Origin of the sequence: Parabacteroides sp. AF39-10AC, assembly GCF_003635405.1 — a bacterium.
Lineage (GTDB): Bacteria > Bacteroidota > Bacteroidia > Bacteroidales > Tannerellaceae > Parabacteroides > Parabacteroides distasonis.
The window spans coordinates 20,469-46,224 of record NZ_QTLP01000027.1; the positions used below are offsets into that span (position 1 = coordinate 20,469).

The 25,756-nt window shown below is 45.3% G+C and carries 17 protein-coding genes; 3 read left to right on the top strand and 14 right to left on the bottom strand.

All coding sequences use genetic code 11. The annotated features are described in order from the left end of the window. Nucleotides 1-11 precede the first annotated feature (11 nt). The 11 genes from DW033_RS19665 to DW033_RS19715 form a co-directional block, all read right to left on the bottom strand. Nucleotides 12-1,997 (bottom strand): glucosamine-6-phosphate deaminase, encoded by a 1,986-nt coding sequence (locus tag DW033_RS19665; RefSeq protein ID WP_005865897.1) that lies wholly within the window; start codon nucleotides 1,995-1,997, stop codon nucleotides 12-14. A 183-nt stretch (nucleotides 1,998-2,180) separates the two neighbouring features. Next, nucleotides 2,181-3,347 carry an N-acetylglucosamine-6-phosphate deacetylase gene (gene nagA, locus DW033_RS19670; protein WP_005865895.1) on the bottom strand — a complete coding sequence of 389 codons (1,167 nt, stop codon included), beginning with the start codon at nucleotides 3,345-3,347 and terminating at the stop codon, nucleotides 2,181-2,183. Between the two features lie 12 nt (nucleotides 3,348-3,359). Then, nucleotides 3,360-4,526 (bottom strand): N-acetylglucosamine-6-phosphate deacetylase, encoded by a 1,167-nt coding sequence (gene nagA, locus DW033_RS19675; RefSeq protein WP_008774091.1) that lies wholly within the window; start codon nucleotides 4,524-4,526, stop codon nucleotides 3,360-3,362. 584 nt (nucleotides 4,527-5,110) lie between these two features. Continuing rightward, nucleotides 5,111-7,060 (bottom strand): ABC-F family ATP-binding cassette domain-containing protein, encoded by a 1,950-nt coding sequence (locus DW033_RS19680; RefSeq protein WP_048928023.1) that lies wholly within the window; start codon nucleotides 7,058-7,060, stop codon nucleotides 5,111-5,113. Nucleotides 7,061-7,098: 38 nt separating this feature from the next. Beyond that, complete coding sequence (locus DW033_RS19685; protein ID WP_121961271.1) at nucleotides 7,099-8,064, bottom strand: alpha/beta hydrolase; 966 nt, start codon at nucleotides 8,062-8,064, stop codon at nucleotides 7,099-7,101. A gap of 123 nt (nucleotides 8,065-8,187) precedes the next feature. Further along, the gene (locus DW033_RS19690; protein WP_121961272.1) at nucleotides 8,188-9,795 is read right to left on the bottom strand and encodes a RagB/SusD family nutrient uptake outer membrane protein; all 1,608 of its coding nucleotides are present in this window, start codon (nucleotides 9,793-9,795) and stop codon (nucleotides 8,188-8,190) included. Between the two features lie 30 nt (nucleotides 9,796-9,825). Next, on the bottom strand, nucleotides 9,826-12,915 hold the full coding sequence (locus DW033_RS19695; RefSeq protein ID WP_005865885.1) for a TonB-dependent receptor: 3,090 nt from the start codon (nucleotides 12,913-12,915) through the stop codon (nucleotides 9,826-9,828). Between the two features lie 774 nt (nucleotides 12,916-13,689). Next, on the bottom strand, nucleotides 13,690-14,052 hold the full coding sequence (locus DW033_RS19700; protein ID WP_122383045.1) for a hypothetical protein: 363 nt from the start codon (nucleotides 14,050-14,052) through the stop codon (nucleotides 13,690-13,692). Nucleotides 14,053-14,100: 48 nt separating this feature from the next. Further along, nucleotides 14,101-15,717: a major capsid protein gene (locus tag DW033_RS19705; RefSeq protein WP_122383046.1), complete on the bottom strand. Its 1,617-nt coding sequence runs from the start codon at nucleotides 15,715-15,717 to the stop codon at nucleotides 14,101-14,103. Further along, entirely contained in the window at nucleotides 15,717-16,571 is an 855-nt protein-coding gene (locus DW033_RS19710) for a hypothetical protein (RefSeq protein WP_147423685.1), read from the bottom strand. Before DW033_RS19710 ends, DW033_RS19705 begins: the two co-directional genes overlap by 1 nt. Nucleotides 16,572-16,840: 269 nt before the next feature. Then, nucleotides 16,841-17,725, bottom strand: a complete 885-nt coding sequence (locus DW033_RS19715; RefSeq protein ID WP_122383048.1) for a hypothetical protein — start codon at nucleotides 17,723-17,725, stop codon at nucleotides 16,841-16,843. Between the two features lie 326 nt (nucleotides 17,726-18,051). On the opposite strand from DW033_RS19715, the gene DW033_RS19720 reads away from it, so the two are divergent. Together DW033_RS19720 and DW033_RS19725 are read left to right on the top strand one after the other, a co-directional pair. Beyond that, entirely contained in the window at nucleotides 18,052-18,606 is a 555-nt protein-coding gene (locus DW033_RS19720; RefSeq protein ID WP_005865883.1) for a DUF3332 domain-containing protein, read from the top strand. Between the two features lie 111 nt (nucleotides 18,607-18,717). After that, nucleotides 18,718-22,056: a glycoside hydrolase family 2 TIM barrel-domain containing protein gene (locus tag DW033_RS19725; protein WP_370453719.1), complete on the top strand. Its 3,339-nt coding sequence runs from the start codon at nucleotides 18,718-18,720 to the stop codon at nucleotides 22,054-22,056. Nucleotides 22,057-22,157: 101 nt separating this feature from the next. On the opposite strand, the gene DW033_RS19730 is transcribed toward DW033_RS19725, so the two are convergent. Both DW033_RS19730 and DW033_RS19735 read right to left on the bottom strand, forming a co-directional pair. Next, nucleotides 22,158-23,141: a TlpA disulfide reductase family protein gene (locus DW033_RS19730; protein WP_122383049.1), complete on the bottom strand. Its 984-nt coding sequence runs from the start codon at nucleotides 23,139-23,141 to the stop codon at nucleotides 22,158-22,160. Between the two features lie 20 nt (nucleotides 23,142-23,161). Next, nucleotides 23,162-23,938, bottom strand: coding sequence for an EFR1 family ferrodoxin (locus DW033_RS19735; protein ID WP_122383050.1), 777 nt, complete (start codon nucleotides 23,936-23,938; stop codon nucleotides 23,162-23,164). A gap of 87 nt (nucleotides 23,939-24,025) precedes the next feature. Here DW033_RS19735 and DW033_RS19740 point away from each other — a divergent pair, with 87 nt between their 5' ends. Beyond that, complete coding sequence (locus DW033_RS19740) at nucleotides 24,026-24,289, top strand: hypothetical protein (protein WP_122383051.1); 264 nt, start codon at nucleotides 24,026-24,028, stop codon at nucleotides 24,287-24,289. A 172-nt stretch (nucleotides 24,290-24,461) separates the two neighbouring features. Here the strand turns inward: DW033_RS19740 and DW033_RS19745 are convergent, their stop codons facing one another. Beyond that, nucleotides 24,462-25,736 carry a TolC family protein gene (locus tag DW033_RS19745; protein WP_121961631.1) on the bottom strand — a complete coding sequence of 425 codons (1,275 nt, stop codon included), beginning with the start codon at nucleotides 25,734-25,736 and terminating at the stop codon, nucleotides 24,462-24,464. Nucleotides 25,737-25,756 lie beyond the last annotated feature (20 nt).

The window sequence follows — 25,756 nt, forward strand, 5'->3', positions numbered from 1 at the left end:
ATCGCTAGATATTATCTCAACGGGATATATTGTACAAACGCCTCGATCGCCTCATAAGAAGCCAAACCTAATTGACGATACAACTCCGCGGTAGCACGGTTGCGATCTTCGGCACGCTGCCAGAACAAACGCTCGTCGTCACCCAGATACGGAGCGCTCTCGGCCTGCGATTGATGCTTCAAGATAGCGTTACGTTTGAAGCGCAACTCCTCCGGACTGATAGGTACGGCCATCTCGATATGGTCCATTTCCCATTCTGCCCATGCGCCGCGATACATCCATACACGGCAGTTCTTCATCCATTCCTCGTCTTTCACCTCGTCGATAGCGGCCAGTACGGCATCCAGACAAACCTTGTGAGTTCCGTGCGGGTCAGCCAAGTCACCGGCGACAAACATTTGATCCGGCTTGATCTCGAGCAACAGCGCCTTTACGATATCCTTGTCGGCCTCACTCAAATCATTCTTTTTCACTAATCCGGTCTCGTAGAACGGAAGATCCAAGAAATGAACATGATCGTCCTTCACGCCCGAGTAGCGGCAACCGTGACGGGCTTCCTCACGACGGATCGTTCCTTTCATAAAGAGGACATCCTTTCTCTCCGGCTCGCCGTTCTCCACCTTCTCGTAACGCAGGTAGTTGATGATCTCGTTCGCTTTATCCTTCACGGCCGAGTCGGGAGAGTATTTCTCACATACATCACGCAAATACTCGCAATAACGGATTACCTCCTCGTCGCCTACGGCAATATTACCGGAAGTCTCGTAAGCCACATGCACATCATGATGTTGGTCGCACAAACGGCGCAAGGTACCGCCCATGGAGATCACGTCATCATCCGGGTGCGGACTGAATACGATCACTTTCTTCGGATACGGGTTAGCACGCTCCGGACGATTGGAATCGTCGGCGTTCGGTTTACCACCCGGCCATCCGGTAATCGTATGCTGGATATCATTGAATATCTTGATATTTACATTATACGCCGAACCATACAAGGCTAACAACTCACCCAATCCGTGCTCGCTATAATCCTTGTTTGTCAATTTCAAGATCGGTTTGTCCGTCAACTGACACAACCAAACGATCGCACGGCGGATCAACTTATTATCCCACTCGCAGCTAGTCACCAACCAAGGATGACTGATACGAGTCAAGTCGTAAGCGGCTGAAAGATCGATCACGACCTTGGCGTTCGGATGATTCTGCAAATAGCTGGAAGGAACGGCATCGCTAACCTTGCCTTCAACGGTCTTAGCGACAATGCTAGCCTTATCCTCGCCCCAAGCCATCAAGATCACGCTGCGGGCGTTCATCATCGTAGAGATACCCATCGTGATGATACCTGCCGGGACATTCTCCTGCGAAGGGAACGTACGGGCAGCCTCCTTGCGGGAAGCGCCTTCCAACAAGACCATACGGGTACGCGAGCTGATCGTCGTTCCACCCACGTTGAACATGATATTGCTGGAGTTACCGATACCTAGCAACATGCAATCGATACCTCCCACGGATTGGATCGTCTCCTCATACTGGCGACAGAAATCTAGGATAGCGTCTTTCGGCATGCTTCCGTCCGGGCAATAGATATTCGCAGGATCGATATCGACCTGATCGAATAACTCCTCTTTTAGGCGAGCCAGATTTCCGGCGCTGGGATTAGCCAATGGATAGAACTCATATTCCACGAAAGCAATCACGTTGCGGAAACTTAAATTCTCCTCTTTATGCATACGGATCAACTCCTTGTAAACGCTTAGCGGAGAACGTCCGCCGGGTAAAGCGATCACGAAGGGCTTACCAATATCTTGTTTTTTACGGATTTGTGTTGCTATCTCTTTAGCGATAGCGAAAGAACCTTCCTCGGCCGATTCGTAAATGTTTGTCGGAATCTTTTCCAAACGAGTTAAAACTGAATGCTCGAAAGCATTTTCCGGGCGATAATACCGCAACGGTATACGCGTCAGAGTAATTTGAGAACTAAGGTTCGTTTTCATGTTTAATTATTGATTTAGTATTACAATCTTACTTGAATCACAAATATATGAAATAAGTACTGATTTCGCCATACGTTGATAGAACAAATTTATTAGCCGAAAGGTTTGATCTATATCGCCTAAAAATAAAAAAGAACCGTCCCGGCCAGCCAAGACAGTCCCTTCCTTATATTATTAACGAGCTTAGACCAATGTATTTGTCTCCGGAACTAAGTTTCCCATGCTCCATACCGCACGCACATTCAACTTACGATCCAAGATCACGATATCCGCGTCCTTCCCTCTTTGCAAGGTTCCGGTGCGATCGCTTACCCCCATCAGGCGGGCCGGAGTCTCGGAAGCCATACGGACAGCGTCGGCCAAAGGAATATCGGCCTTCTGCACCATCGTACGTACCAGTACGTCCATCGTGGCGATACTTCCCACCAATGAGGAATGATCCGCCAACTTGCATACGCCATCCTCAATGATAATGCGGGGATCGGATAACGGCTTACCCTCGTTGGCTGCGCAAGAAAGAGCATCCGTAACCAAGCAAGTACGTTCCACTCCTTTCAGCTTATAGACCAATCGGAGAATCGTAGAGGGTAAATGACGCCCGTCAGCGATCACCTCTACCGTCATATCGTCCATCAAGAAAACACTTTCCACCGTTCCCTCGTACTTATATTCACGACGCTTATGGAAACCGGGCATAGCGTTATAGAAATGAGCCGCATGCGTGAAACCGGCATTGTAAGCGGTCTTAATATCATCAAACTCCGCTTCCGTATGCGAGATAGCGGATAGGATTCCCCTCGACTTCAAGTATTGGGCGAACTCAAGCGCACCCGGTATCTCCGGGCTGGAATCCCAACGCTTGATGCAATCCGTACGTTCCAATATCTCTTTATACTCTTTCGGGTCGGCGGGATTCTCCTTATCGATAAATAAACTCGCCGCCATCTTCGGATTCAAATACGGTCCCTCAATGTGCAATCCTAAGATAGGACCGTCTTTTTTCCTCATCATCTCCTCGCATACAGTTACCGCCTTATCGATCACCCCGATTTCTGGAGCCAACACGGTAGGGAATATCGTCGTGGCCCCATGTTTCTGATGAGCAGCTACCGCACCGTGGAAAGCCTCTTCCGTACATTCGGAGAAGTCGAAGCCCCCACCGCCATGGATATTCATCGCCACGAAACCGGGGACGATAGACATTCCTTTCGCGTCCACCACCTTGGCGCCAATCACCGCTAAATCGCTATTTGTAACCTCTAAGATCTTCCCGTCGCTAATCAATACGGAACCATCCTTCATCCATCCTTGCGGCGTAAGGATATGGCCATTTATAATCTGTGTCAACATAATCGTTCTTGTTTAGAATAGTTTATTCGTACCTTCAACCAACTTACCCATCGCCCAAACCGCACGGACATTCAAGTCACGGTCCAACAAGACGATATCCGCGTCTTTGCCCCGCTGCAACGTTCCCTTGCGATCGGATACGCCCATGATACGGGCGGGAGTCTCCGAGGCCATACGCACGGCATCCTCCAAGGGAATCTCGGCCTTTTGCACCATCGTACGGATCAAGCGGTCCATCGTGGCGACACTACCCGCCAAGGCCGAGCGGTCGGCCAACTTACACACGCCATCCTCGATGATGACACGGGGATCGAAAGCGACTTGGCTATCACTGGCGGCGCAAGCCAAGGCATCCGTGATCAGACAAGTGCGTTCCACACCTTTTATCTTATAGACCAGACGAAGGATCGTAGGCGGCACATGGATACCATCCGCAACGACCTCGACGGTCATATCATCGAGCAAATAGATACTTTCCACCGTTCCCTCATACTTATACTCGCGGCGTTTATGGAAGCCCGGCATGGCGTTATAGAAATGGGTGGCGTGGGTATAACCTACCTCATAAGCGGTCAAGATATCCTCAAACTCGGCTTGGGTATGCCCTACCGAGGCGAGTACGCCTTTCGAGGTGATATATTTACCGAACTGCATCGCTCCCGGAAGTTCCGGAGCGGCGTCCCAGCGCTTGATGCAATGCGTTTCCTCCAACAGAGGGATATATTCCTCGGGATCGGGATTCTTGATGTTCTCCGGGATTTGTCCACCAGCCATTTTCATATTGAAATAATGTCCTTCTAAGTGAAGCCCCAGAACCGGGCTATCTTTCTCAGCCATCAGTTTCTCGGTGGTCTCGGCGGCGGCACGGATCATCGGGATGGTAGAAGAGGATAAGGTGGGGAAGATACTGGTCGTACCGTGTTTCATGTGCGTGGCTACCGCCGCACGGAAAGCTTCCTCGGTACCTTCCATAAAATCACGGCCTCCACCTCCGTGCACGTGAATTTCCACACCCCCGGGGACGATATACATACCTTTGGCGTCTATCAAGGTTGCCCCTACTACCGCTAAGTCGCAGTTTGTTACTTCTAAAATCTTACCGTCGCTTATCAGTACCGAGCCGTCTTTCAGCCAGCCTTGCGGGGTAAGAATCTTTCCATTAATGATCTGTGTTAACATGATATGTGCTTTAAGCTTTCGCGTTTTTTTGGATAGCAAAGTTAAGGACTTTCTTTTTAAAACGGGTAAGCTATTAAAGGTTATTTTCAAGGAATAATCAAAATGACACTTTGTAATCCGAACCTCCGGAGAACCGAATATTCCGGGCCTAAGTACTGCTCGCCTCCAAATCCGAAAGAAAATTTCAGCAAACAACTAATAGCCAACTCTATACCCGAAAATAGCCTTTTATTCTAGCGAAATCAATTCATCCTAATTCATATCAAAGGGAAAGATTGGTATCATTTATAGGGTTACAATAGGGTTCTAGCAGGGTAAGAATGCCTATTCACGAGTAGTCATAACCCTATTCTTGAGTAGTCACGATGCCCAACGGCGGCATACGCATCGGCCGATGGCAGTACTGGCGTAGCCCAACGCAGCCTATCACGCATGAGAAAAGGGATATTCTCCCCTTTAAAAGCCAGCTCTCGTACTCTCCCTTCCGCTATTTTGCGTCATCAACGGCAAGCGCTTGTCACGAAAACAGGAGTATTTGGATCAAAAAGATCAGATAAGCAGCCTTTCACTGACTAGCAGCCTTTTCATGAATCCTGCGTATTCAGCTCTTCCAACTCCATTGTCCGTTCGGTCCATAGATCCATCGCATCGGAAAGTTCTTTTTTTAGGGCAGAATATTCACCGTAGAGAGAAGCGTCGGAGGCACCTTCCGGCGTAGCCAGCTTCGCCTCGATAACGGCAATGCCATTCTCAAGCTCCGAGATACGGGCCTCGGCCTCGGCAACTGCTTTCTCCGCTTTCTTAATCGCTTTACTCAGTTCCTTCCTTGCCTCATAGGAGAGCTTGTTTTGAGATACCTGAGCCTCACCGGTACCGGATGTGGAAGTGCTCGTCCCGGTAGAACGTTCCAATTCACGCAAGCTATCCATTTTCTTATGCTCCAAGAAATTATAGATGCCGCCTAAGTGCTCGACGACTTTCTGGTTACCGAACTCATAGACCTTATCGACTAGGCCATCCAAGAACTCACGGTCGTGGGAAACCAGAATCACCGTGCCGTCGAACTCCCTCAAGGCGTCTTTCAGCACGTCTTTCGAACGCATATCTAAGTGGTTCGTCGGCTCATCGAGAATCAGCAGGTTGACCGGCTCCAATAACAAGCGGATCATCGCCAAACGGGTACGCTCGCCACCCGACAGGACTTTCACCTTCTTATCGGAAGCCTCGCCACCAAACATGAAAGCGCCTAGGATATCCCGTATCTTCAAGCGGATATCTCCTTGCGCTACGTAATCGATCGTATCAAAAACGGTAAGATTCTCGTTCAATAGTTGCGCTTGGTTCTGGGCGAAGTAACCGATCTTCACGTTATGACCTAATTGGAGCTTTCCGGTGAAATCGGCAATCTCTCCCATGATACATTTCACCAAGGTAGATTTACCCTCGCCGTTCTTTCCGACGAAAGCTACTTTATCGCCCCGGTTGATCGTAAGCGTCACATGGTCGAAGATCAGATGATCGCCATAACGCTTCGCCACCTCCTCACAAATCACCGGATAGGAGCCGGAACGGGGAGCAGGCGGGAATTTCAGCCGCAGCATGGCTGTATCCACATCGTCTACCTCGATACGTTCCACCTTCTCCAATTGCTTGATGCGGGATTGTACTTGTACGGACTTCGTGGCTTTATAACGAAAACGCTCGATAAACGCCTCGGTATCGGCCAATTTCTTTTGTTGGTTCTCATAAGCGCGCTGCTGCTGCTCACGGCGTTCTTGGCGAAGTACGACGTACTCCGAATATTTCACTTTATAATCGTAGACCTTGCCTAATTCGATCTCCAAGGTGCGGAAAGTCGTATTATCAATAAAGGCACGGTCGTGCGATACTAAGATCACGGCGTTGGCACGGGTAGCGATAAAGTTCTCCAGCCATTGGATGGATTCTATATCCAGATGATTCGTCGGCTCGTCCAGCAACAACACGTCCGGTTGCCGGAGTAAGAGCTTTGCCAGCTCGATACGCATACGCCAGCCTCCGCTGAACTCAGACGTCGGGCGGTCGAAATCGCTACGGCTAAAGCCTAATCCGACCAATGTACGCTCCAACTCCGCATGGTAGTTGTTTCCTCCCATCATCTGGAAATGCTCGGATAGGTACGTGACACGATCGATCAGCTTTTGATAGCTCTCGGAGTCATAATCCGTACGCTCCGCCAATTGGGTATTCAAGCGGTTGATCTCCTCCTCCATCTCATGGATATGCTCGAAAGCGCATTCCGCCTCCTCCCGCACCGTACGGGTATCAACTAATTGCATGTGCTGGGGCAAATACCCGATCGTAACATCTTTCGGTACGCTAACAGTTCCGGAAGTGGGTGATTGCAAACCGGCGAATATCTTCAACATCGTCGATTTACCCGCACCGTTCTTGCCCACCAAGGCGATACGGTCCTTCTTGTTTACCACAAATGAAATGTCATCAAAAAGCGTAAAACCGCCAAACTCAACTGTTAGTCCTTCAACCGAAATCATACTGTCTCTTTAATTTATGACCGCAAAGATACAACAGTTCAAGGTTTACTCACAAACTTTTCAATTAATATCAGCACATCCTTATGCAACGGAAGGGCGGGATCGGTATAGGTAGCCATTTGCCTCTGCTGGTCCATCGTATCGCAGGTCTTCATCAGATGGTTCATATTTCCAATCAAATGATAATCCGCCGAAGGCTGGGCTTGCTTCAACAGTTCGGCATCTTTTACGGATACTTGCATATCCTTATCCCCTTGTAAAATCAACACCGGCACTTTTAATTTTTTGATGATTTCTTGCGGATTATACGTATACCATGAGATCATATAAGGCTGTACCGACGAACGGAACAAGGATTGTAAGCCGATCGGCACGTCCGGTACGAGCTTCCCTCCCTTCAAGGACGCATTTATCGACTTTACCATGTCCCGGATCACTTCCGGCTGACCCGCCATTTGCTCCTCCACGATCTCATAGGCCGGACGCCCCGCACCCGCCACCGAAATGTATCCTTTCACTTTCGGGTTATCCACCGAAGCCGCCATACCGATCAACGCTCCCTCGCTATGCCCCAACACATAGATTCCGGAAATACGTTTATCCCGGCTCAAATAATCGATCCAGCCTCGTGCGTCCTTGATCCCGTCCTCGAAACGCATGGAATACTCATCCTTTCCCGCTGAGGCGCTGGAGGCGATACCCCGTTTATCATACCGCAAGGAAGCGATACCTTTTCCCGCTAGCCCTTCCGCCAAGTATTTAAGGGAGTTATTCTTACCCGGCAAGGCGGCGGAGTTCCCGTCCATATCCGTAGGGCCGGAGCCGGGGATGATCAATACCACAGGATAACCGGACTCCTGATTGGGAGTTACCATCTTCCCTTTTAATGCCCCGGTAGACGTATTTAGCACCACCGAACGCTCGTTCAACCGTACAGGCAACTGCGGCAAACAAGACAAGGATACGAGAAGAAAGCAGGCAAAAACTATCAGTTTCTTTTTCATAACGGAATCAATTTATATACTTAAGCACATGAGACATACAATCTCAATATTCGCCAAATGTAACTAAAAAAGGGGAGAACCTCTCGGCCTTCCCCCCCTTTTTATCTAACATCTCATAGGAAACTAATACCCCGGATTCTGTTTCAAGTTTGGATTCTTATCCATGCTTGTTTGAGGAATCGGCAAGTAACGGTTACGAGAAGAGAACTGACGAGTCTCAATAACAGCCGTACCCGTGATTTCCGCACGTTTAGTAGGCTCAGACTCCCCATAATTAATCGTTCCTGTAACACGTAACAAATCACCATTCATGACTTTCTCGGCAAGCATCTTTCCATCTTCCTGCCAACGGACGATGTCCGCACGACGCAAGCCTTCGCCGGCCAACTCTACCGTACGCTCACGACGGATCAATTCACGAAGTTTCTCCTTCGTCCCATATTTAGCCTTATCCACTTCCCGCATTCCTACACGCTGACGGATCTGATTCAAATAACCATAGATCTCATCAGAAGGACCGCTCAACTCATTCGCAGCCTCCGCATACGTCAATAGAACCTCCGCATAACGGAATACGATCGGACAAGCTCCCGAGCTCCAAACATCTCCATATTGATCCATTGGATCCAAGTATTTCGCCCAAGTCAAAGCACTCTTGGAAGCATTATCTGTATAAGTCGGGAAGTTCTTGTTGACAGTACCATCTTGAAGTTTCTCATCTAAAGTATTCAAGATATCACCTCTCCAGTCACGTCCCGGATATAAAATGGTCATGGCCATACGAGGGTCGCGATTCGCAAACGGATGCTTTGCGTCATAAGTCTTCGACTCTTCTTTCGTCAATCCATCAGACATTTCATACATATCCACCAAATTCTGGGTCGGGACGATAGAAGACCAACCTTGGTCTACATTATTGTACATTTGCCCGATGGTTCCCAATCCGTCCAACGTCTCAATATTCTGATCCGCTAGGATTATCTCTTTAGAATCCACTCCCGATACCTTAAAAAGATTCGTATAATCCGGATCCAACTCATACTGCTTCAAATCAATGATTGCCTTAGCTGCGTCTTTTGCCTTTTGCCAATCACCATAATACAAAGCCTCACGCATCTTGATAGCTAAAACAGCACCTTTAGCGATATAGCCACGAGCCTCCGGAGCCTCCGCGATCCCAGCTAAGGCCTCGTCTAAATCCTTAGCTATATAATCGCGTACCTCTTGTTCCGTATTGCGTTCCACTTTAGCCTCGTCTGCACTTGAATAAGAACTAATAATAGGCACACCACCATACCACCAATTCATCAAGAAATACTTATAAGCACGGATCGCTTTAGCTTGAGCCACATAATTAGCTTTTACAGCGTCACTAGAAAACGTCACCTTGTCTACATTCTCCAAGAATGTATTCGCCTTACGAATCGACTTGTAATCATAAAGGATCTGCCCAGGATTAGAACTAGACAATGACCCATCCCCCCACGGGCGGAATCCTTCCCAAGGGAAATTATTATAGCCTATATCTGAGCCACAATCCAGATAAAGCAACGTATTTCCATCTAGCAAATCCTTATAACAGCCTACTATGAAGCCCTTCGCATCCGCCTCTGTCTGCCATGTGGTAGAAGGAGCCAACTGATCCTTAGGCACCGTATCCAGAAAATCTGAACACGAAGTAGATAACGCAGCCATACCAGCCGCCAACATATATATTGATAATCGTTTCATAAAATCTTCTATTTAAATGGTCTTAACTAATTAGAATGTCACATTTACGCCAAAAGAATTTGTCATCACTAATGGGTAGCTAGACAAACGGGAACTAACAGTCTCCGGGTCTACGTTCAATGGCATAGAATCTATCGTAAACAAATTCTCCGCAGAATAATAAACACGTACATTCGACAAACCGATAGCGTTCAGCACACTCTTTGGAAGCGTATATCCCAATTGCAATGTCTTCAGACGCAGGTAACTGGTATTAATTACCCAGAAATCAGACATCACGTTAGAAGCCTCACTCGGAGATTTTCTAGACTCCGCTACACGCGGCATACTTGCATTGGTATTTTCCGGTGTCCAGCTATCCAGCCATGCAGTAGAAGGATGTCCGGCACTACCCGAGAACTCACCAAACGCTTCTTTCGTAAACGCACGGCCTACATTAGCCGCACCGGTGAAGTTCAAAGTCAAGTCAAATGCTTTATAGCCTACATTCAAGTTCAAACCAAATGTAACAACTGGATTGATAGTCTTAGACAATACACGGTCATCCGCATCCAGCTTTCCATCTCCATTCGTATCTACATAACGTAAATCACCGGCTTGGAAATCCTGTCCGAACGGGTAGCCGTCTTTTCCTTTATAGGTATCCATCCATTGCTGTGCCTCTGCGTCAGATTGGAAAAAGCCATCAGCCTTATATACATAGTAAGAATCGATTGGCTTTCCAACAAAACGCCACAAATCACCGTCATCAGGATTTGTCATACGGTCTACACCTCCTAAATCCTCGATCTTGTTCTTATTATAGGCCATATTTCCCATCACATTCAATGACCAGTCATTCCACTTATTGTTATAACCTAGCTGTACCTCGACACCTCGGTTACGCATAGAACCCACGTTGTCGAAATAAGGATCCAAGCCAAACTCAGTCGGGACCGGTACCTCCATGATGATATCCGTAGTCTTGCGATCATAGTAATCAAACGTGAAAGTCACATGATTAATAACCGCATCCAAGCCAATACCCCAAGTCGTAGATTTCTCCCATGACAAATCCTCGATACGATAGGCTTTCTGATAATATCCCGTCGTCAAGTTGCCTCCCATAGGATAATTACCATCCAAATTATAAGTCTGCATCCAAGGATAATATTGGTTCTCCCAAGGATTCGATTTATTCAAGGCGTCTTGATTACCTAACATACCCCAAGAAGCACGAATCTTCAAACTGCTCAACCAATCATGCGTACTTTCCATAAACTCCTCCTCGCTGATACGCCAAGCACCGGAGAAAGAAGGGAAATATCCCCAACGATGTCCCGGAGCAAAACGAGAGGAAGCATCCGCACGGAAGTTTGCCTCTAATAAATATTTTCCCGCAAAATCATAATTAATACGCCCAAAATAGGAAAGCATGGCAAGCTCTCGGCTCAAACCATCATTTGTTTGTGTAGAAGCCCCACCGGCATCCATATCATTCAGGCTATTACTCGGGAAATTATTCCTCTGCATCTGATTCTTGCTAACCTCATACTTCTCCGCATGATAACCTACCATCACTTTCAAGCCATGCTGACCAAAGTTCTTGCTGTAATTCAGCAAAGCATCGAAATTATAACGTTTCCAATTCACGAAACGTTCAACCAAGGAAGTGGTACGAGACGCAGATGCCGGATCATCCGGTATGCTCAGGACTCGCTCCGTATGACGTTGGTCCTCGTTCACGTAGGCACCCGTCACAGTAGCCTTCAGCCCATCAATAATATCATAATCAACAGAAAGTGCCCCCGTAAAATTCTGGTTACAATTATCCACCGTCTGCCCGGAATCCAACCATGCGATAGGGTTACCATCGTTAGTTTGTCCGTATTTGCCATCCTTATCCTTGACAGGGATCATCGGGCTAATAATATTCAATTGACGGATAATCTGGTCGGAAGAACCACCATAATAGCTAGCATTCGGATCCGAGAAGTCATTCTTGATAAAAGACATGTTCATCCGAACAGCCAGTTTCTTCGTCAACTGCATATCCAGATTCGTACGTCCGTTAAACTGTTTACGATCTGAGTTAGGAAGGATACCCGTCTGCCCTAAATATCCGGCCGAAGCCATATACTTCACGTTCTCCGCACCTCCTGTAATACTAACATTGTGCTTATGCAACAAACCTGTCCGATAAGCCTCATCATTCCAGTCCGTATTAGGATGTCCGTAAGGATCAGAGCCATCCTCAAACATCCGGATGTCCTCGTCACTATAACGTCCCGGCTCGAAACGATTCCACAAACGTGCGTAATCGGCTGAGCTGACACGATCAATCATGGAAGTAGCTTTCGAGGCACCCACATATCCGTTATAAGAAATACGAGGAGCACCCGTCTTACCACGTTTTGTCGTGATCAAGATAACACCATTAGAAGCCTTCGAACCGTAAATAGCGGCGGAAGAAGCGTCTTTCAATACAGAAATACTCTCAATATCATTCGGATCGATATCATTCATGGAGCCACTCTCGATACCATCGATCAAGATATATGGGCTGGCAGAGTTCAAAGTACCGACACCACGGATACGGATCGTACTACCATCCTGTCCCGGACGGCCTTGACCCGAGGTAACGGTTACACCCGGCATCATACCTTGAAGACCGGAAGACACGTTAGAGATAGGACGGCTTGTCAACTCCTTGCTATCCAATTGGGCTACTGCTCCCGACAAGTTCGCCTTCTGTTGCGTACCATAACCGACAACGATCACCTCATCTAATTTCTGGGTATCTTCCTGCAAGGACACATTGATGGAAGGCTCTCCATTATATTTGAATTCTTGAGTTAGATAACCGATAAAGGATACTTGGATCACATCCCCTTTCTTCACATCCAACACGAAATTACCATTCATGTCGGTTACAGTACCATTCGTAGTACCTTTTACAACTATTGACGCTCCAGCCACAGGGCCAAAACTGTCACTAACCGTTCCCTTCAAACTACCTTCTTGCTGGGAAATACCTACCCTCGGAGTTATCGCCGCACGATCAGAAGCATGAACCACACCCCCGGAACAAAACGCTGCAGACAATAGAACAAAACTGACAGGTCTTACAATTTTCAACATAAGAATCGTTTTTTGTTTATTAAATAGCTGTTACTATTATAAGACTTAAGGCATACTATTTTAGATCTCGTTTCTTATAATATTCACTCTTCTAAATCATTAAATGTATAATTATAAATCCTCGGTTAACTACCATGAAAGCGCTTCTTCATCGTTCTGGCGGAACTTATAATCATTAGACGCAGCAAATATAGCACTATTTTTAATTATAAAACAAAAAAGACTAATTTTTCGCATACGAATCTAAAACAGCACCACCTAGTTATTAAAATATTTAACAAACAATCTTTCCAACCATAATCTTTTTTAGTATGGAGCTATGGACATCAAAGAGGTATATGGTTTGAAATTCAAACATGAAGTTAGTGTATATTAGTAATAAACGGAGTTCCGCCAGAACTCCAGTAAAACGATCACTATGCAAACGTACTGTTTTTATTTCATTGCCACCAAATCGATTTGTTAATAAATCTTTGGTGTCAGTGCGCATATAATTTATCAAGTTACCTATATGCGCACGCACGCAAGAAAACTTGCGTGTTTTCAAATACATTCTTTAACTATCGTTAAATGTATTTAGCTCGGTGTGACGTCGATTCGGGGAATCGTCGAGGTCGCAATTTTTACCATTTTATCGGTCTGCATTCGTTCGCTGCGCTACCTCATTTCTACCGAAAAAATGCCAAAAATCACTCGCAACGACAAAAGCCCGTGTCCAAACGCATGGGCACGGGCAAAAGGTCAGCAATACTTTAAAACGTAAGATTGTGAGCTTTATTCAGAAGTACTCGCAGGCTCAGCCTTCGGCTCTTCTTTTGGTTCTTCTTTTGACTTCTCAGGCTCTTTCTTCTCTTGAATCTTTACTTGATACTTAGAACGGAGTTCCTCGCTCATTTGGGCGTAATCGGCCAAATCGAAGTCTCCACGCTCAGTGGGTAGATCATCATCGAAATCTTGATCCTTGTCAGGATACTCACCACTATTGGGTCCAGACGAGACAGGCATTCCCATAGCAAGACGGTAGATCAACTCACGAATCGTATAAGCGTCAGAAGGCTCTACCAACAATTCCTCACTCACTTCTTCTTGAATAACTTCCGAAGGAAGATCAGGATAATTATAAGGGGTAATAAACATACGCAGGAAAAAGCTAAAAAATTAACAACAAAAAATTCAAACATAGTATTACAACATTGGAGTACCATATTTCGGCATCAGACGAAGAGCTTTGACATCTTGGTACAGCTGAATCCAATACTTGTCATCAGAGGTCTCCGCAGTGGCGAATACACGGTTACTCGGGTTACACTCAACAAAAGTAGTATTTAAATTCGGACTTTCGGAAAAAATACGATTCAAATGCCAAAAAGCCATGTTTCCACGAAAATCGCCGTGAACCTCGTTCATTGAATATTTATACTCGGCATAGCGAGGCGTATAACCGAAAGTTCCATTATTGCTAGCGGGAGTTTGCTGCAAATAAACCTCCTCGTTCTTGATTTCCTGCTCGCCAAGATGAGCGAACTCAGGAAAATAGAAATCCATATTGTCAAATTTACGGAAATCCTTCGGAACACCTTGCTGATATCCGGTGCGAGGACGAATAGACATAATACCGATAATATATCCATGCTCCTCAAAGTAACGCTTAAAGCCATGATTAACACCAGCGGAAATACCATGTCCGGCCATATTCGCCTGCGGACTGGTAGAATCAGTAGAGGATGTCTGAAGAACCTCGGAAACGGAAATGGGTGTACGACCACCGCCTAAGAATTGAGGACGTTGTAAACGAGCGTCAGAACTACGCACGCCAAAGTGTGACAAGATCTGCTCAATATAACGAGAACCGGAACGGGCGTTGCGTTCAAACCAACGCTGTAAGGCATTCGAGGTACGAAGATCATTAATACTAACACCTAGCTCATCTACGTTGACTTGAAAATTGTCCGGTTCAAGATAAGCGCCATCAGTACCTCCAGCTATAAGCGCACCACCGACAAGCTGCATCGCACCAGCGGGACGATTAGAGGTTCCGGGCATACGATACGTGTCAGCATGAGCATCATTTTTTAAAGTTACATCCAAATTACCTCCGGAACCTTGAATAGGCACGGTAACCTCGGGACCACGTTGCACCCAAGGAAGAGCAGAGGTAAAATAGTCTTTTTCCCACGCGCGACGGCGAAGGGTCAATAACCTTGTAACCTCATCAGCACTAAGAACAATACCGCTATTCAAAGAAAACTCAATAGGTTTCGTTAAATTCTGATCTCGATAATACTCGTTATAAATCAATTGATACGCACGGAAAGGAAGGGCAGACACCTGATATCCGACGGGAGGCATAACGCTGTTAGGAGAACGATTCGGAAAAGCTACATTATTAAAACCACCAATAGTCGGTAATCCTAGATAATCCCATAGTGAGCCATCATCCAATAAAACGGCGGCCGACGTAGGATTCACCCAATCGGGACGAAGGGCAATCTTTGGAAAGACAGGCGTATCAGTACCATCAACACCTTTCGTAATAAAATCCTCCCATTGATTCCAAAGGAGGCGATTGGGAACAAAGAAATAATGAGTGAACACATCCACTCGATGCATCATGGGAGCGACCAGCGGAGCCAAACGAACCAGCATTTCCGTATTGACACGGAACTTATCACCGGGTACGACAGGTTTACACATGATAGGAACCAACTCGCCAGCATTCGCTGTTAACTTATTCTCATAAGAAAGATTAAAAACATTACGTCTAGGACGTTTTAATTTAACGGAATTAAAAATATTAGCCATTACTTTAATTTTAATTTTTCCTCGGCACGTCTCTCATAATCCAGCTTACCCTCTGTCTCAAGCTGATCGGCGATATAACGCAACCGGGGACTCGTGTTAATATAATGATGCCATTCTTGCTGCATCCGATTAATAAAGAAAGCCTCACGAAGTTCTTTTAAGTATTCCTTCATGTCATCATCATAGAGCTTATCGGCGTAATAGCGAGGCATCGCCATCCGCATACCATTGAAAGCCCGGACATAATCACGGGGATGAAGACGATAGAAATCCAATATTTGCTCACGTAAGAAATGATAGCCGATTCCGGGGATCCGAGAACACAACATAAAAGGTTGATACTCCTTTATACCTTTAAGGATCTCGGGAACCATGCTTTTCTCGTACATATACTTCGTGACATAAGCGATCTCTTTCGTAGTGAGTGGATAGGCCTGTACAAAGCCATTCTTCCAACACTCGGCGAGAAGATCGCCACCATGCTTACCAGTAAAGGGGAAGCCGAACAATATCATATGATAATGCGGACGGCCACCTTGGGAACCATATTCAGAGGTCAAGAAATAACGCAAACGGTATTGATCATACTTCTTGCGAAGACGCTTCATGAACAACTGAATATCACGCTTAGATACAACGCCAACCGTGGACTTGAACAAATCCTCTCCGATTATAGCGGTGGGTATATGCTCATCATCATAGGTAAGGGTAACGAACAAAGAGAAAGGATACTCATCTGCCTCGGCCTGCAATCGATAAACCCATGATTGACGCTTATTTTTCCGACAGTTCACGCACCGACCGCAGGGAACGGCGCCACGGTCGGGTAAGTGAATACGATGAAGACACTCCATTATCTAAACCTACGAGCGAAACGTTTCATACGACCGAGGCGGCGAGCACGACGGCCAAATCTTCTTCTTCTCATGATTTTAACGCTTTAGGTGTATCATCATCCTTGCCAAACACTGATTGAATAGCGTCTATCAACGCTAACGCTACTTGAATAAATACTTTCCAGAACGGTTTCATAATCTTATTCCTCCTCTACTTAAACGATAACTACGAATACGGCGTTTACGGGAACGACCGAGAAAACCTCTTCTTCTTCTCATAATGTAAATTATTTGGGATTAAACATTGTATCTAATTCATGCTTATCACGAATCAAATACATAGACATTCTCTTTAAAAGTTCAGAAGCTACTTTGCTAGCATCCGAAGACGAACCAAACAAACGCTCCATACGATAACGAAACGAATTTATGTCGTTATCTTGCTGAAGTTGACGAACGGATTGAAGAACCTTTAAATATTCTTGATTACTCAACTTGATCTTATTATCAAACAAAGCCTTGTCAAGCTCATATTGAATAACCTCACGATTAGCTTTCGTCCAGCCTTGAGCGGCACCAGCCTGTTTTTGATTCATATCAGCAATAGCAGACGAAACGGAAACATCCTTGAGTTCTTTCGCCATATTCAGATCAAACTCGGAACGGGAAGTGGAAGCGGCTATATTCGCCTGTTTCGTAGCCTCTGTAGCTGTTTGTTGACGAATGAGACTATTTTGCGCTTCCATGTTATCAACTTGCGCTTTAACAGTACGATAAGCAAGAAACTGGGAAATAGCATCAGAAATGCCAAGATTCCAACCTCGGTAAGCTTGCATAGTCGGAGCGTTGAATTTAGCAGGTTCATATTGCGGAGTTGAACCAGAGCTATTACCAGTAACACCGTTGCCGTAGACAAGGTTAGGATTAAGCCCAGCGGCACGAATACGAGCCATTTGTTGAGTTGGAGAATTGTATTCATTCTGTAAGTTCCACATGTTTAGAGAACGCTGGTAAGCCTTCTCATTTTCTTGCTGTTGCCATTGCGCTTGATACTTTGCGATCTCCATGTTAGCCTTGTTGGTATCTCGCACCGCCTTGTTATTCATAGCGGAAGAACCAATACCTCCAAGGAGAGAGCCAACGCCAGAGATTATACCACCAACGATGCTCATAACGAACGGATTGTGTAGTAATTAACAACATCCGGGTTATAGCGATTTACGAACCGCTGAACATTCTTGTGAACCCGAGAAGCAAGACTATAAAACTCTATTTCTACTAGTTGTTCTACCGTAGTAAGAGAAATTGTTAATTTGTAACGCTTAAAACCCATAATATCAAAAGCTTAAATAATTAATAAAAAGAGTTCCGCCAGAACTACGTACTTAATAGAAGCTTGATTAATATTAAGGCACTTATTCCATTTATTCCTTTATAACCACTATTTATCATGAAAAAGTTGTTATCTTCGTCCCTTGTAATAACTAATTATTAAATTATGAAAAAGAAAAGCTTAACTTTATTACTAGCGACTACGGTGGCAAGTAGTATCCTATTTTCGTCCTGTATAGGATCTTTTGGTTTAACAAACAAACTTTTAACGTGGAATAGAAGCATCGACAGTAAGTTTGTTAATGAGCTAGTGTTCATTGCTTTCTGGATTGTCCCGGTTTACGAGATTTCCGCTTTGGCTGATGTCCTTGTGATCAACTCTATCGAATTTTGGAGCGGAAGTAATCCTGTAGCAGATGTAGGTAACGTTAAAACAATCGATGGTAAAGACGGCGTTTATACCGTAGAAACAAAAGTTGACGGATACCATATCCAAAAGGAAGGCGACGAGAAAGCGCTTGACTTAGTTTTCAACGAAGCAGATCAAAGCTGGAATGTAGAGGCTGACGGTGAAAGCACAAAATTGTTAAAATTCAATGGCAATGACGAAGTTGTCATGTACCTACCGGACGGAAAAGAAATGAATGTCGAGTTAAGCCAATCTGGGGTTTTAGCATTCCAGCAAGTAGCTAACGGATATTCTTACTATGCAGCTAAATAATTGAAAATTGAGAATTGAGAATTGAAAATTAGAAGTGACTCTACGTAATTTTCAATTCTCAATTCTCAATTTTCAATTCCCCAGTGCTAATCTAAATAAAATACGATGAATATGAACTCTATCAAAAAAATGATGCTTTCCGGAGCATTAGGTTGCCTTATTTCCGGAATGGCTTATGCGGACGGTTCTTCACCCCAACCCGTAAAACCTTATTGGCAAGACATTCAAGTCGTAGCCGTAAACAAGGAAAAACCCAGAAGCTCCTTCATGAGTTATGCGGACCGAGAAACCGCCCTCACCTCTCGATTTGAGAAAAGCCCGTACTATTCCCTATTAAACGGTACTTGGAAATTTTTCTTTGTCGACTCTTACAAAGATCTTCCTCAAAATATCACAGATCCTTCCGTTAATACCTCCTCATGGGATGATATAACCGTTCCCGGAAACTGGGAAGTACAAGGACATGGCGTAGCCATTTATACGAATCATGGTTACGAGTTTAAACCAAGAAATCCCCAACCTCCGTTATTGCCGGAAGCGAATCCGGTTGGCGTATACCGCAGGGACATCGAGATACCCGCAAATTGGGATAACCGGGATATTTATTTACACATCGGCGGAGCTAAATCCGGCCTTTACGTATATTTAAACGGGAAAGAAGTGGGTTATAGCGAGGATTCCAAAAATCCCGCCGAGTTCCTGATCAATAAATACCTGCAACCCGGAAAGAATGTGCTTACATTAAAGATATTCCGTTGGAGCACCGGTTCTTATTTGGAATGTCAGGATTTCTGGAGAATGAGCGGTATCGAACGTGACGTATTCCTTTGGTCTCAACCCAAGGCCAGTATTCAAGATTTCCGTGTCGTCTCAACCTTGGACGATACGTATACGAATGGAATCTTCAAACTGGCGGTAGACTTAAAGAATCATACCCAAGAAACGAAAAATTTAAATGTCGGATATGAGCTTTTGGACGCAAAAGGTAATCTTGTGGCCTCCGAGGCTAATGATATATGGGTAAGTCCCGCAAGTCCTCAAACAGCATCTTTCGAGTATGATTTAAAGAACGTAGCCCCTTGGAGCGCCGAGCATCCGAATCTATACAAATTATTGATGACGATAAAAGAAGAGGGTAAGGTAATCGAGGTAGTTCCATTCAACGTTGGTTTCCGCCGGTTCGAGATGAAGCAAATTGACCAAGTAGCGGAAGACGGAAAACCTTATACGGTCTTATTGTTCAATGGGCAACCGGTTAAGTTCAAGGGTGTCAATATCCATGAGCATAACCCAGAAACCGGACATTACGTTACCGAGGAACTCATGCGTAAGGATTTCGAGCTGATGAAGCAAAACAATATCAACGCTGTCCGCCTATGCCACTATCCGCAAGACCATAAATTCTATGAACTCTGCGACGAATACGGATTGTATGTTTACGATGAGGCGAATATCGAGTCTCACGGTATGTATTACAGCCTGAAAAAAGGCGGCACTTTGGGTAATAATCCGGAATGGCTGATCCCGCATATGGACCGTACGATGAATATGTACGAACGAAACAAGAATTATCCGAGCGTTACTTTCTGGTCACTCGGAAACGAAGCTGGAAACGGATACAACTTCTATCAAACTTATTTATATCTGAAAGACAAGGAAATAAATAGCATGAATCGTCCGGTGAACTACGAACGTGCCCTTTGGGAATGGAATACGGATATGTACGTACCTCAATACCCGAGCGCTGAATGGCTAGAGGAAATCGGGCGTAAGGGTAGTGATCGTCCGGTAGCTCCTTCGGAGTATTCACATGCGATGGGAAACTCTTCCGGTAACTTATGGGATCAATGGAAAGCTATCTATAAATACCCGAACCTGCAAGGCGGATTCATCTGGGACTGGGTGGACCAAGGTATCTTGGAAAAAGATAAGAATGGACGTGAATATTATACCTATGGTGGTGACTATGGAGTAAACGCCCCTAGTGACGGAAACTTCCTTTGCAACGGTATAGTAAACCCGGATCGTACCCCGCATCCCGCTATGGCAGAGGTTAAATACGCCCATCAAAATATCGGGTTTGAGGCGATCGATTTAGCGAACGGTTTATTCCGCGTCACGAACCGTTTTTATTTCACGAACCTAAAGAAATATATGGTCCACTATAGCGTAACAGCCAATAATAAAGTTGTACGCTCCGGTAAAGTCTCTTTGGACATAGAACCCCAAGCTTCTAAGGAATTTACGGTTCCCGTAGGCAACTTAAAGCCACAAGCCGGTACGGAATATTTCGTAAACTTCAACGTAACGACCGTAGAAAAAGAGCCGTTAATCCCTATCGGACACGAAATCGCTTGCGATCAATTCCGCTTACCGATCGAAAGCCCCAAGAAGGCGTTTAAGATCAGCGGCCCTAAATTAACGGTTTCGACAAATGGAGATAACTTATCGGCATCCTCCTCAAAGGTAAACTTCATGTTTAACAAGAAGACAGGAATCGTTACTTCTTATAAAGTGGATGGTACGGAATATTTCAGCGAGGGTTTTGGTATCCAACCGAACTTCTGGCGTGCGCCGACCGATAACGATTACGGAAATGGTATGCCAAAACGCTTACAAGTATGGAAGGAAAGCAGCAAGAACTTCAACGTAACAGACGCTACCGTCACTATGGATGGCAATAACGCCGTGGTTAACGTGAACTATTTATTGCCGGCAGGAAATCTATACATTGTTAATTATACGATCTATCCAAGCGGAGCTGTAAATGTGGCCGCCCGTTTCACATCCACGGATATGGATGCCGCCCAAACCGAGGTATCGGAATCTACTCGCACGGCAACTTTCACTCCGGGACGTGACGCCGCCCGTAAAGAGGCTTCCAAATTGAATGTTCCCCGTATCGGTGTTCGCTTCCGCTTACCGGCAAGCATGAATCAAGTGGAATATTTCGGACGAGGACCTGCTGAGAACTACTTGGATAGAAACGCCGGTAGTATGGTCGGCTTATATAAATCTACAGCCGAGGAATTATATTTCCCATATGTACGCCCGCAGGAAAACGGTCATCATACCGACACTCGTTGGGTATCACTTAGTACCGGCAAGAAAGGCTTGTTGATCCAAGCGGATAATACGATTGGATTTAACGCTTTGCGTAATTCCATAGAGGATTTCGATGACGAGGAAGCGACTGGCCTATCCCGTCAATGGAGTAATTTCACACCAGAGCAAGTAGCGAATCATGATGAAGCCGCAGCAAAGAACGTATTACGTCGCCAGCATCATATCAACGATATCACGCCTCGCGACTTCGTTGAGGTTTGCGTCGACTTGAAACAACAAGGTGTAGCAGGTTATGATAGCTGGGGTTCACGTCCGGAACCAGCTTATACATTACCCGCAAACCGGGAATACAACTGGGGCTTTACCCTTATTCCGCTTAAATAAAGAAAAGTCATAACTTATCCATAAAAAAGGGAGTGTATTAGGCTTAATCCAATACACTCCCTTTGTTTATACTACTGCAACGGCTTTGCAGTAACGTATCCTTATTTAATCACTTCCTTCAAGGTATTCTGTAAGTCTTCTCCAGTGATATTCTTGGCGATGATCACCCCATTCGGATCCAATAACACATTTGCCGGAATACCCCGTACCCCATAAAGAGCAGGGATCTCAGAATCCCAATATTTCAAGTCGGAAACGTGAGTCCAAGTCAGATGATCGTCTGCGATCGCTTTCTGCCATTTAGCCTTATCCTTGTCCAAGGATATACCTACGATCGTAAAGTTCTTATCCTTATATTGCTGGAAGGCATTTACCACGTTAGGGTTTTCCTTGCGACACGGGGGACACCAAGAGGCCCAAAAATCCAATAACACATATTTTCCCCTAAAGTCCGACAATGACACAGAAACTCCTGCAGTATCCGGCAAGGAAAACTCCGGAGCGACTTGTCCGATCTGTACGTGTTCTAATTGCTTGATAATACCGTCCAAGTCCTTCACATAAGGACTATTCGCCAATGCCGGGGAAATCTTCGCACGAGTCGCCTTCAAATCATCCAAAGATAATTGGTAGGTAAAATAACGATATAGATAGAACGCCGCCGCCGGAGAATCCGGACATTTCGAGATCAAACTGTCAATATCATACCCTTCCTCAAATACCTTCTCCGCATTTTCTTGAAAGATATCATTCACCGGCGAGTTCCGTACGGTGATGGTCTCCCCGTCATTCCCGATCTTGACATTCATATCCGTATTCTCCAAGAAGAGCTGAACCGGATAGTTCATATTCTCGGTTGCCAAACCAAAAAGTAAAGGCTGATCTACCTCACCCTTAAAGGTGAATTTCCCGTCTTTTACCTCTGCCGTATCCACGTCAAAGAACATTTTATTACGGAATGACTTCAAATAAATTTTACCGTCGGGCATATTCTCTACCTCGCCATTGATAACATATCCTTTTGGAACTTCTTGGCAACCAACCACCAAAAGGCCGGCAAGCGCCATCATACAAAATTGCTTCATTTCTCTATTCTATTTATTGATTACTTAAACTCTGGGTGATGATAACGTCCCTTTTTCAACGAGATCGTCCCATATTCTATCGCACGCACCGGACAACGATGAATACAGGCAACGCACTGAACGCAAGTATCAGCCCATTCCGGTTTTCCGTCACCCGACAGGGAAATCGTACCGGTCGGACAGACCTTCGCACAGATACCGCAAGAGATACAGGTATCCGTAGCATAAAATCGGTTGCTGCCTATCGCGAAGTGAGTAAATAACGGATAGACCATATAGCTCTTCAAAAGAGGGGCACTTCCCGCACAATACAAAGAGGGATTTTTCTTCTGCCGGATCGCCTCTACGATCTCGTCTACACGTTCCGGTGCTTTTTTCAGTTTTTCAGTCTCTACCTCCTTACTATCCACGTCGAAGCCGGGCATTAAGATATAATTATTCGGCATTTGTATAGAGAATCCTCCAGTTAGTGTAATTCCCCGTCTCGCCAAGGTATTCCTCATGATCCGATCCGTATATCCACAATCATCACCACAAGTACAGACGAAATAAACCTCTTGCCCTTTATAGCCAGATAGGATCAATCGGGAAATAAAACGGGACACCAATACAGCCGGCCCCCAAGAATGGACAGGAAACACAAAAAACACTTTCTCCCTCTCCCTCAATGGATAAACATTCTCATCCTTACCCTCATTCAACGCATCGGCAATGGAAACCAACGGCTCATCGAAAGCCGTTCCTAACGCTTCCGCAACCCAACGGGAGTTTCCTGTCCCTGTAAAGTAGAATATCATGCGCTCATTTTTTAGATGCAAAAATACATAATATCCAAATATATACGCTATCTTTGTCTAGTTTAAGAAACCTAAAAAACAAATCTTATGACAACGATGGAATTAAATTTACGGAAAGAATATCTCTATGACTTGATAAAAGGCATGGATGAGGAAAGATTATCGAAAGTGGAGACCTATATAAAACGTCTATGCCTTGCCAAGCAAAAGGAGAGCCTTTATCCTTGGGCACCAGACGAGGCTGAATTAACTTGTAAGATAGCTGAATCTGAAGTAGATTTCAACAATGGGGATTATTGTACGCAAACAGCGCTGAAGAAAAAACTACAAAAAAAGTTGGCTTCATGGTAAAAGAAATCCAATGGTCTAAACATGCAGAAGAATCATTTACTGAAATATCAGATATTCGATACTAGGCAATCACCGGATAAACTGATGGATTTATTCAGATAAAATAACAAGGGATAGAAATGTAAGCGTCTTACAATTTATCCCTTGTTACTTTTCTGAATTATAGCGCAAATCAAATCTCAATATCCCAAATACCCGCCGAACGTTCTAATTCGACCAAGGCTGAGCTGTAATTAAACAGCGTCTCAATATACTGAGCTTGTACTTCATCGTAAGTACGCTGGGCGTCCAAGACTTCCAACAAAGAGACTTCCCCCCTATTATAGCTGTAAATCTTGCCATCCATCACCTCACGGGCTTGCCTTAAAAGCCCATCCTCATAATGATTAACTTGCTCGGCGAAAGATTGATAATTACGATATGCCTGCATCACCTCCGTCTGTACTTGCAAAAGAGCCTGCTTATATTGCGCTTCCGCCTGTTGCTCCCGATAACGAGCGGCACGAACCGTTCCCTTATTGAAATTAGAGAATTTCAAAGGAACAGCGATACCTGCCGTCACTCCGGTAAAAGGAGGTGCCGGGGCTTCCTCATTATAAACCCGGGCGTTACGGCTTACGGCGATAGACAAATCCACATCCGTATTCCGCTCCCGGCGAGCTACTTTCAAAGCTCTAGCGGCCACTTCCTTGTTTTTTAAGGTGGCTACCAAATCCGTACGCCCCTCGCTTGCCGCCGTGATTAAGTCGGCAAGGATAAAATCCCGAGGCTCCGTACGTAACTCAGCCTCTGGGTGAAATAAAGTATCCGTACTGAAAGTCCCCGTCAAGAAGTTTAAGTTCGAGAAAGCATTCTTTAATTCCGCTCCGGCTTGCAGCAACTCGTTTCGTAAGACCCCGGCCTCTACCCGGCTCTGCGTAGCATCCACCTCACGGATTTGCCCCAATGAGAAACGGATACTGTCGCTCTCCGCCAATGTCCGGATATTCTCATAGGCATTCTCCTTTACCTTATACAACTCATGTTGCTTCAAGGCTTCCATATAAGCAATCGTAGCGTCTGCCCGGAGATTCCGGAAATAATCAGCCAACAAGGCCTCGGTCAACTCACTCTCGCTACGTGCCAATGAGATATTCGCACCCCGTTTTCCAAAAGAGAAAGTTTTGCTCAGTTCTACTTCAACACCTTCTCCCATTTGCAAGGAATTATTCTCATTATTGAAATAAGACACGGAAAGGTTCGGATCGTTAAACACCTTTGCCGCCGTTACCTCAGCCTTAGCGGCCGGCACATTCAATTTCTCCGACGCATACTCAAGGTTGCCTTCCGCAACCCGCTCCATATATTGCCGATACGTAAGCGGAACCATGGTCTGGGCATTCACGGATAAGCATCCGCAGAGTAACGACAGGATTATATATTTCTTCATATCTTCTAATCTAAACATAGTATATCTTTTTAATCCCA

Coding starts and splice junctions, on each gene's coding strand:
- DW033_RS19665 (WP_005865897.1), bottom strand. CDS start 1,997: ATGAAAACGAACCTTAGTTCTCAAATTACTCTGACGCGTATACCGTTG.
- nagA (WP_005865895.1), bottom strand. CDS start 3,347: ATGTTGACACAGATTATAAATGGCCATATCCTTACGCCGCAAGGATGG.
- nagA (WP_008774091.1), bottom strand. CDS start 4,526: ATGTTAACACAGATCATTAATGGAAAGATTCTTACCCCGCAAGGCTGG.
- DW033_RS19680 (WP_048928023.1), bottom strand. CDS start 7,060: ATGATTTCGGTTGAAGGACTAACAGTTGAGTTTGGCGGTTTTACGCTT.
- DW033_RS19685 (WP_121961271.1), bottom strand. CDS start 8,064: ATGAAAAAGAAACTGATAGTTTTTGCCTGCTTTCTTCTCGTATCCTTG.
- DW033_RS19690 (WP_121961272.1), bottom strand. CDS start 9,795: ATGAAACGATTATCAATATATATGTTGGCGGCTGGTATGGCTGCGTTA.
- DW033_RS19695 (WP_005865885.1), bottom strand. CDS start 12,915: ATGTTGAAAATTGTAAGACCTGTCAGTTTTGTTCTATTGTCTGCAGCG.
- DW033_RS19700 (WP_122383045.1), bottom strand. CDS start 14,052: ATGTTTATTACCCCTTATAATTATCCTGATCTTCCTTCGGAAGTTATT.
- DW033_RS19705 (WP_122383046.1), bottom strand. CDS start 15,717: ATGGCTAATATTTTTAATTCCGTTAAATTAAAACGTCCTAGACGTAAT.
- DW033_RS19710 (WP_147423685.1), bottom strand. CDS start 16,571: ATGGAGTGTCTTCATCGTATTCACTTACCCGACCGTGGCGCCGTTCCC.
- DW033_RS19715 (WP_122383048.1), bottom strand. CDS start 17,725: ATGAGCATCGTTGGTGGTATAATCTCTGGCGTTGGCTCTCTCCTTGGA.
- DW033_RS19720 (WP_005865883.1), top strand. CDS start 18,052: ATGAAAAAGAAAAGCTTAACTTTATTACTAGCGACTACGGTGGCAAGT.
- DW033_RS19725 (WP_370453719.1), top strand. CDS start 18,718: ATGAACTCTATCAAAAAAATGATGCTTTCCGGAGCATTAGGTTGCCTT.
- DW033_RS19730 (WP_122383049.1), bottom strand. CDS start 23,141: ATGAAGCAATTTTGTATGATGGCGCTTGCCGGCCTTTTGGTGGTTGGT.
- DW033_RS19735 (WP_122383050.1), bottom strand. CDS start 23,938: ATGATATTCTACTTTACAGGGACAGGAAACTCCCGTTGGGTTGCGGAA.
- DW033_RS19740 (WP_122383051.1), top strand. CDS start 24,026: ATGACAACGATGGAATTAAATTTACGGAAAGAATATCTCTATGACTTG.
- DW033_RS19745 (WP_121961631.1), bottom strand. CDS start 25,736: ATGTTTAGATTAGAAGATATGAAGAAATATATAATCCTGTCGTTACTC.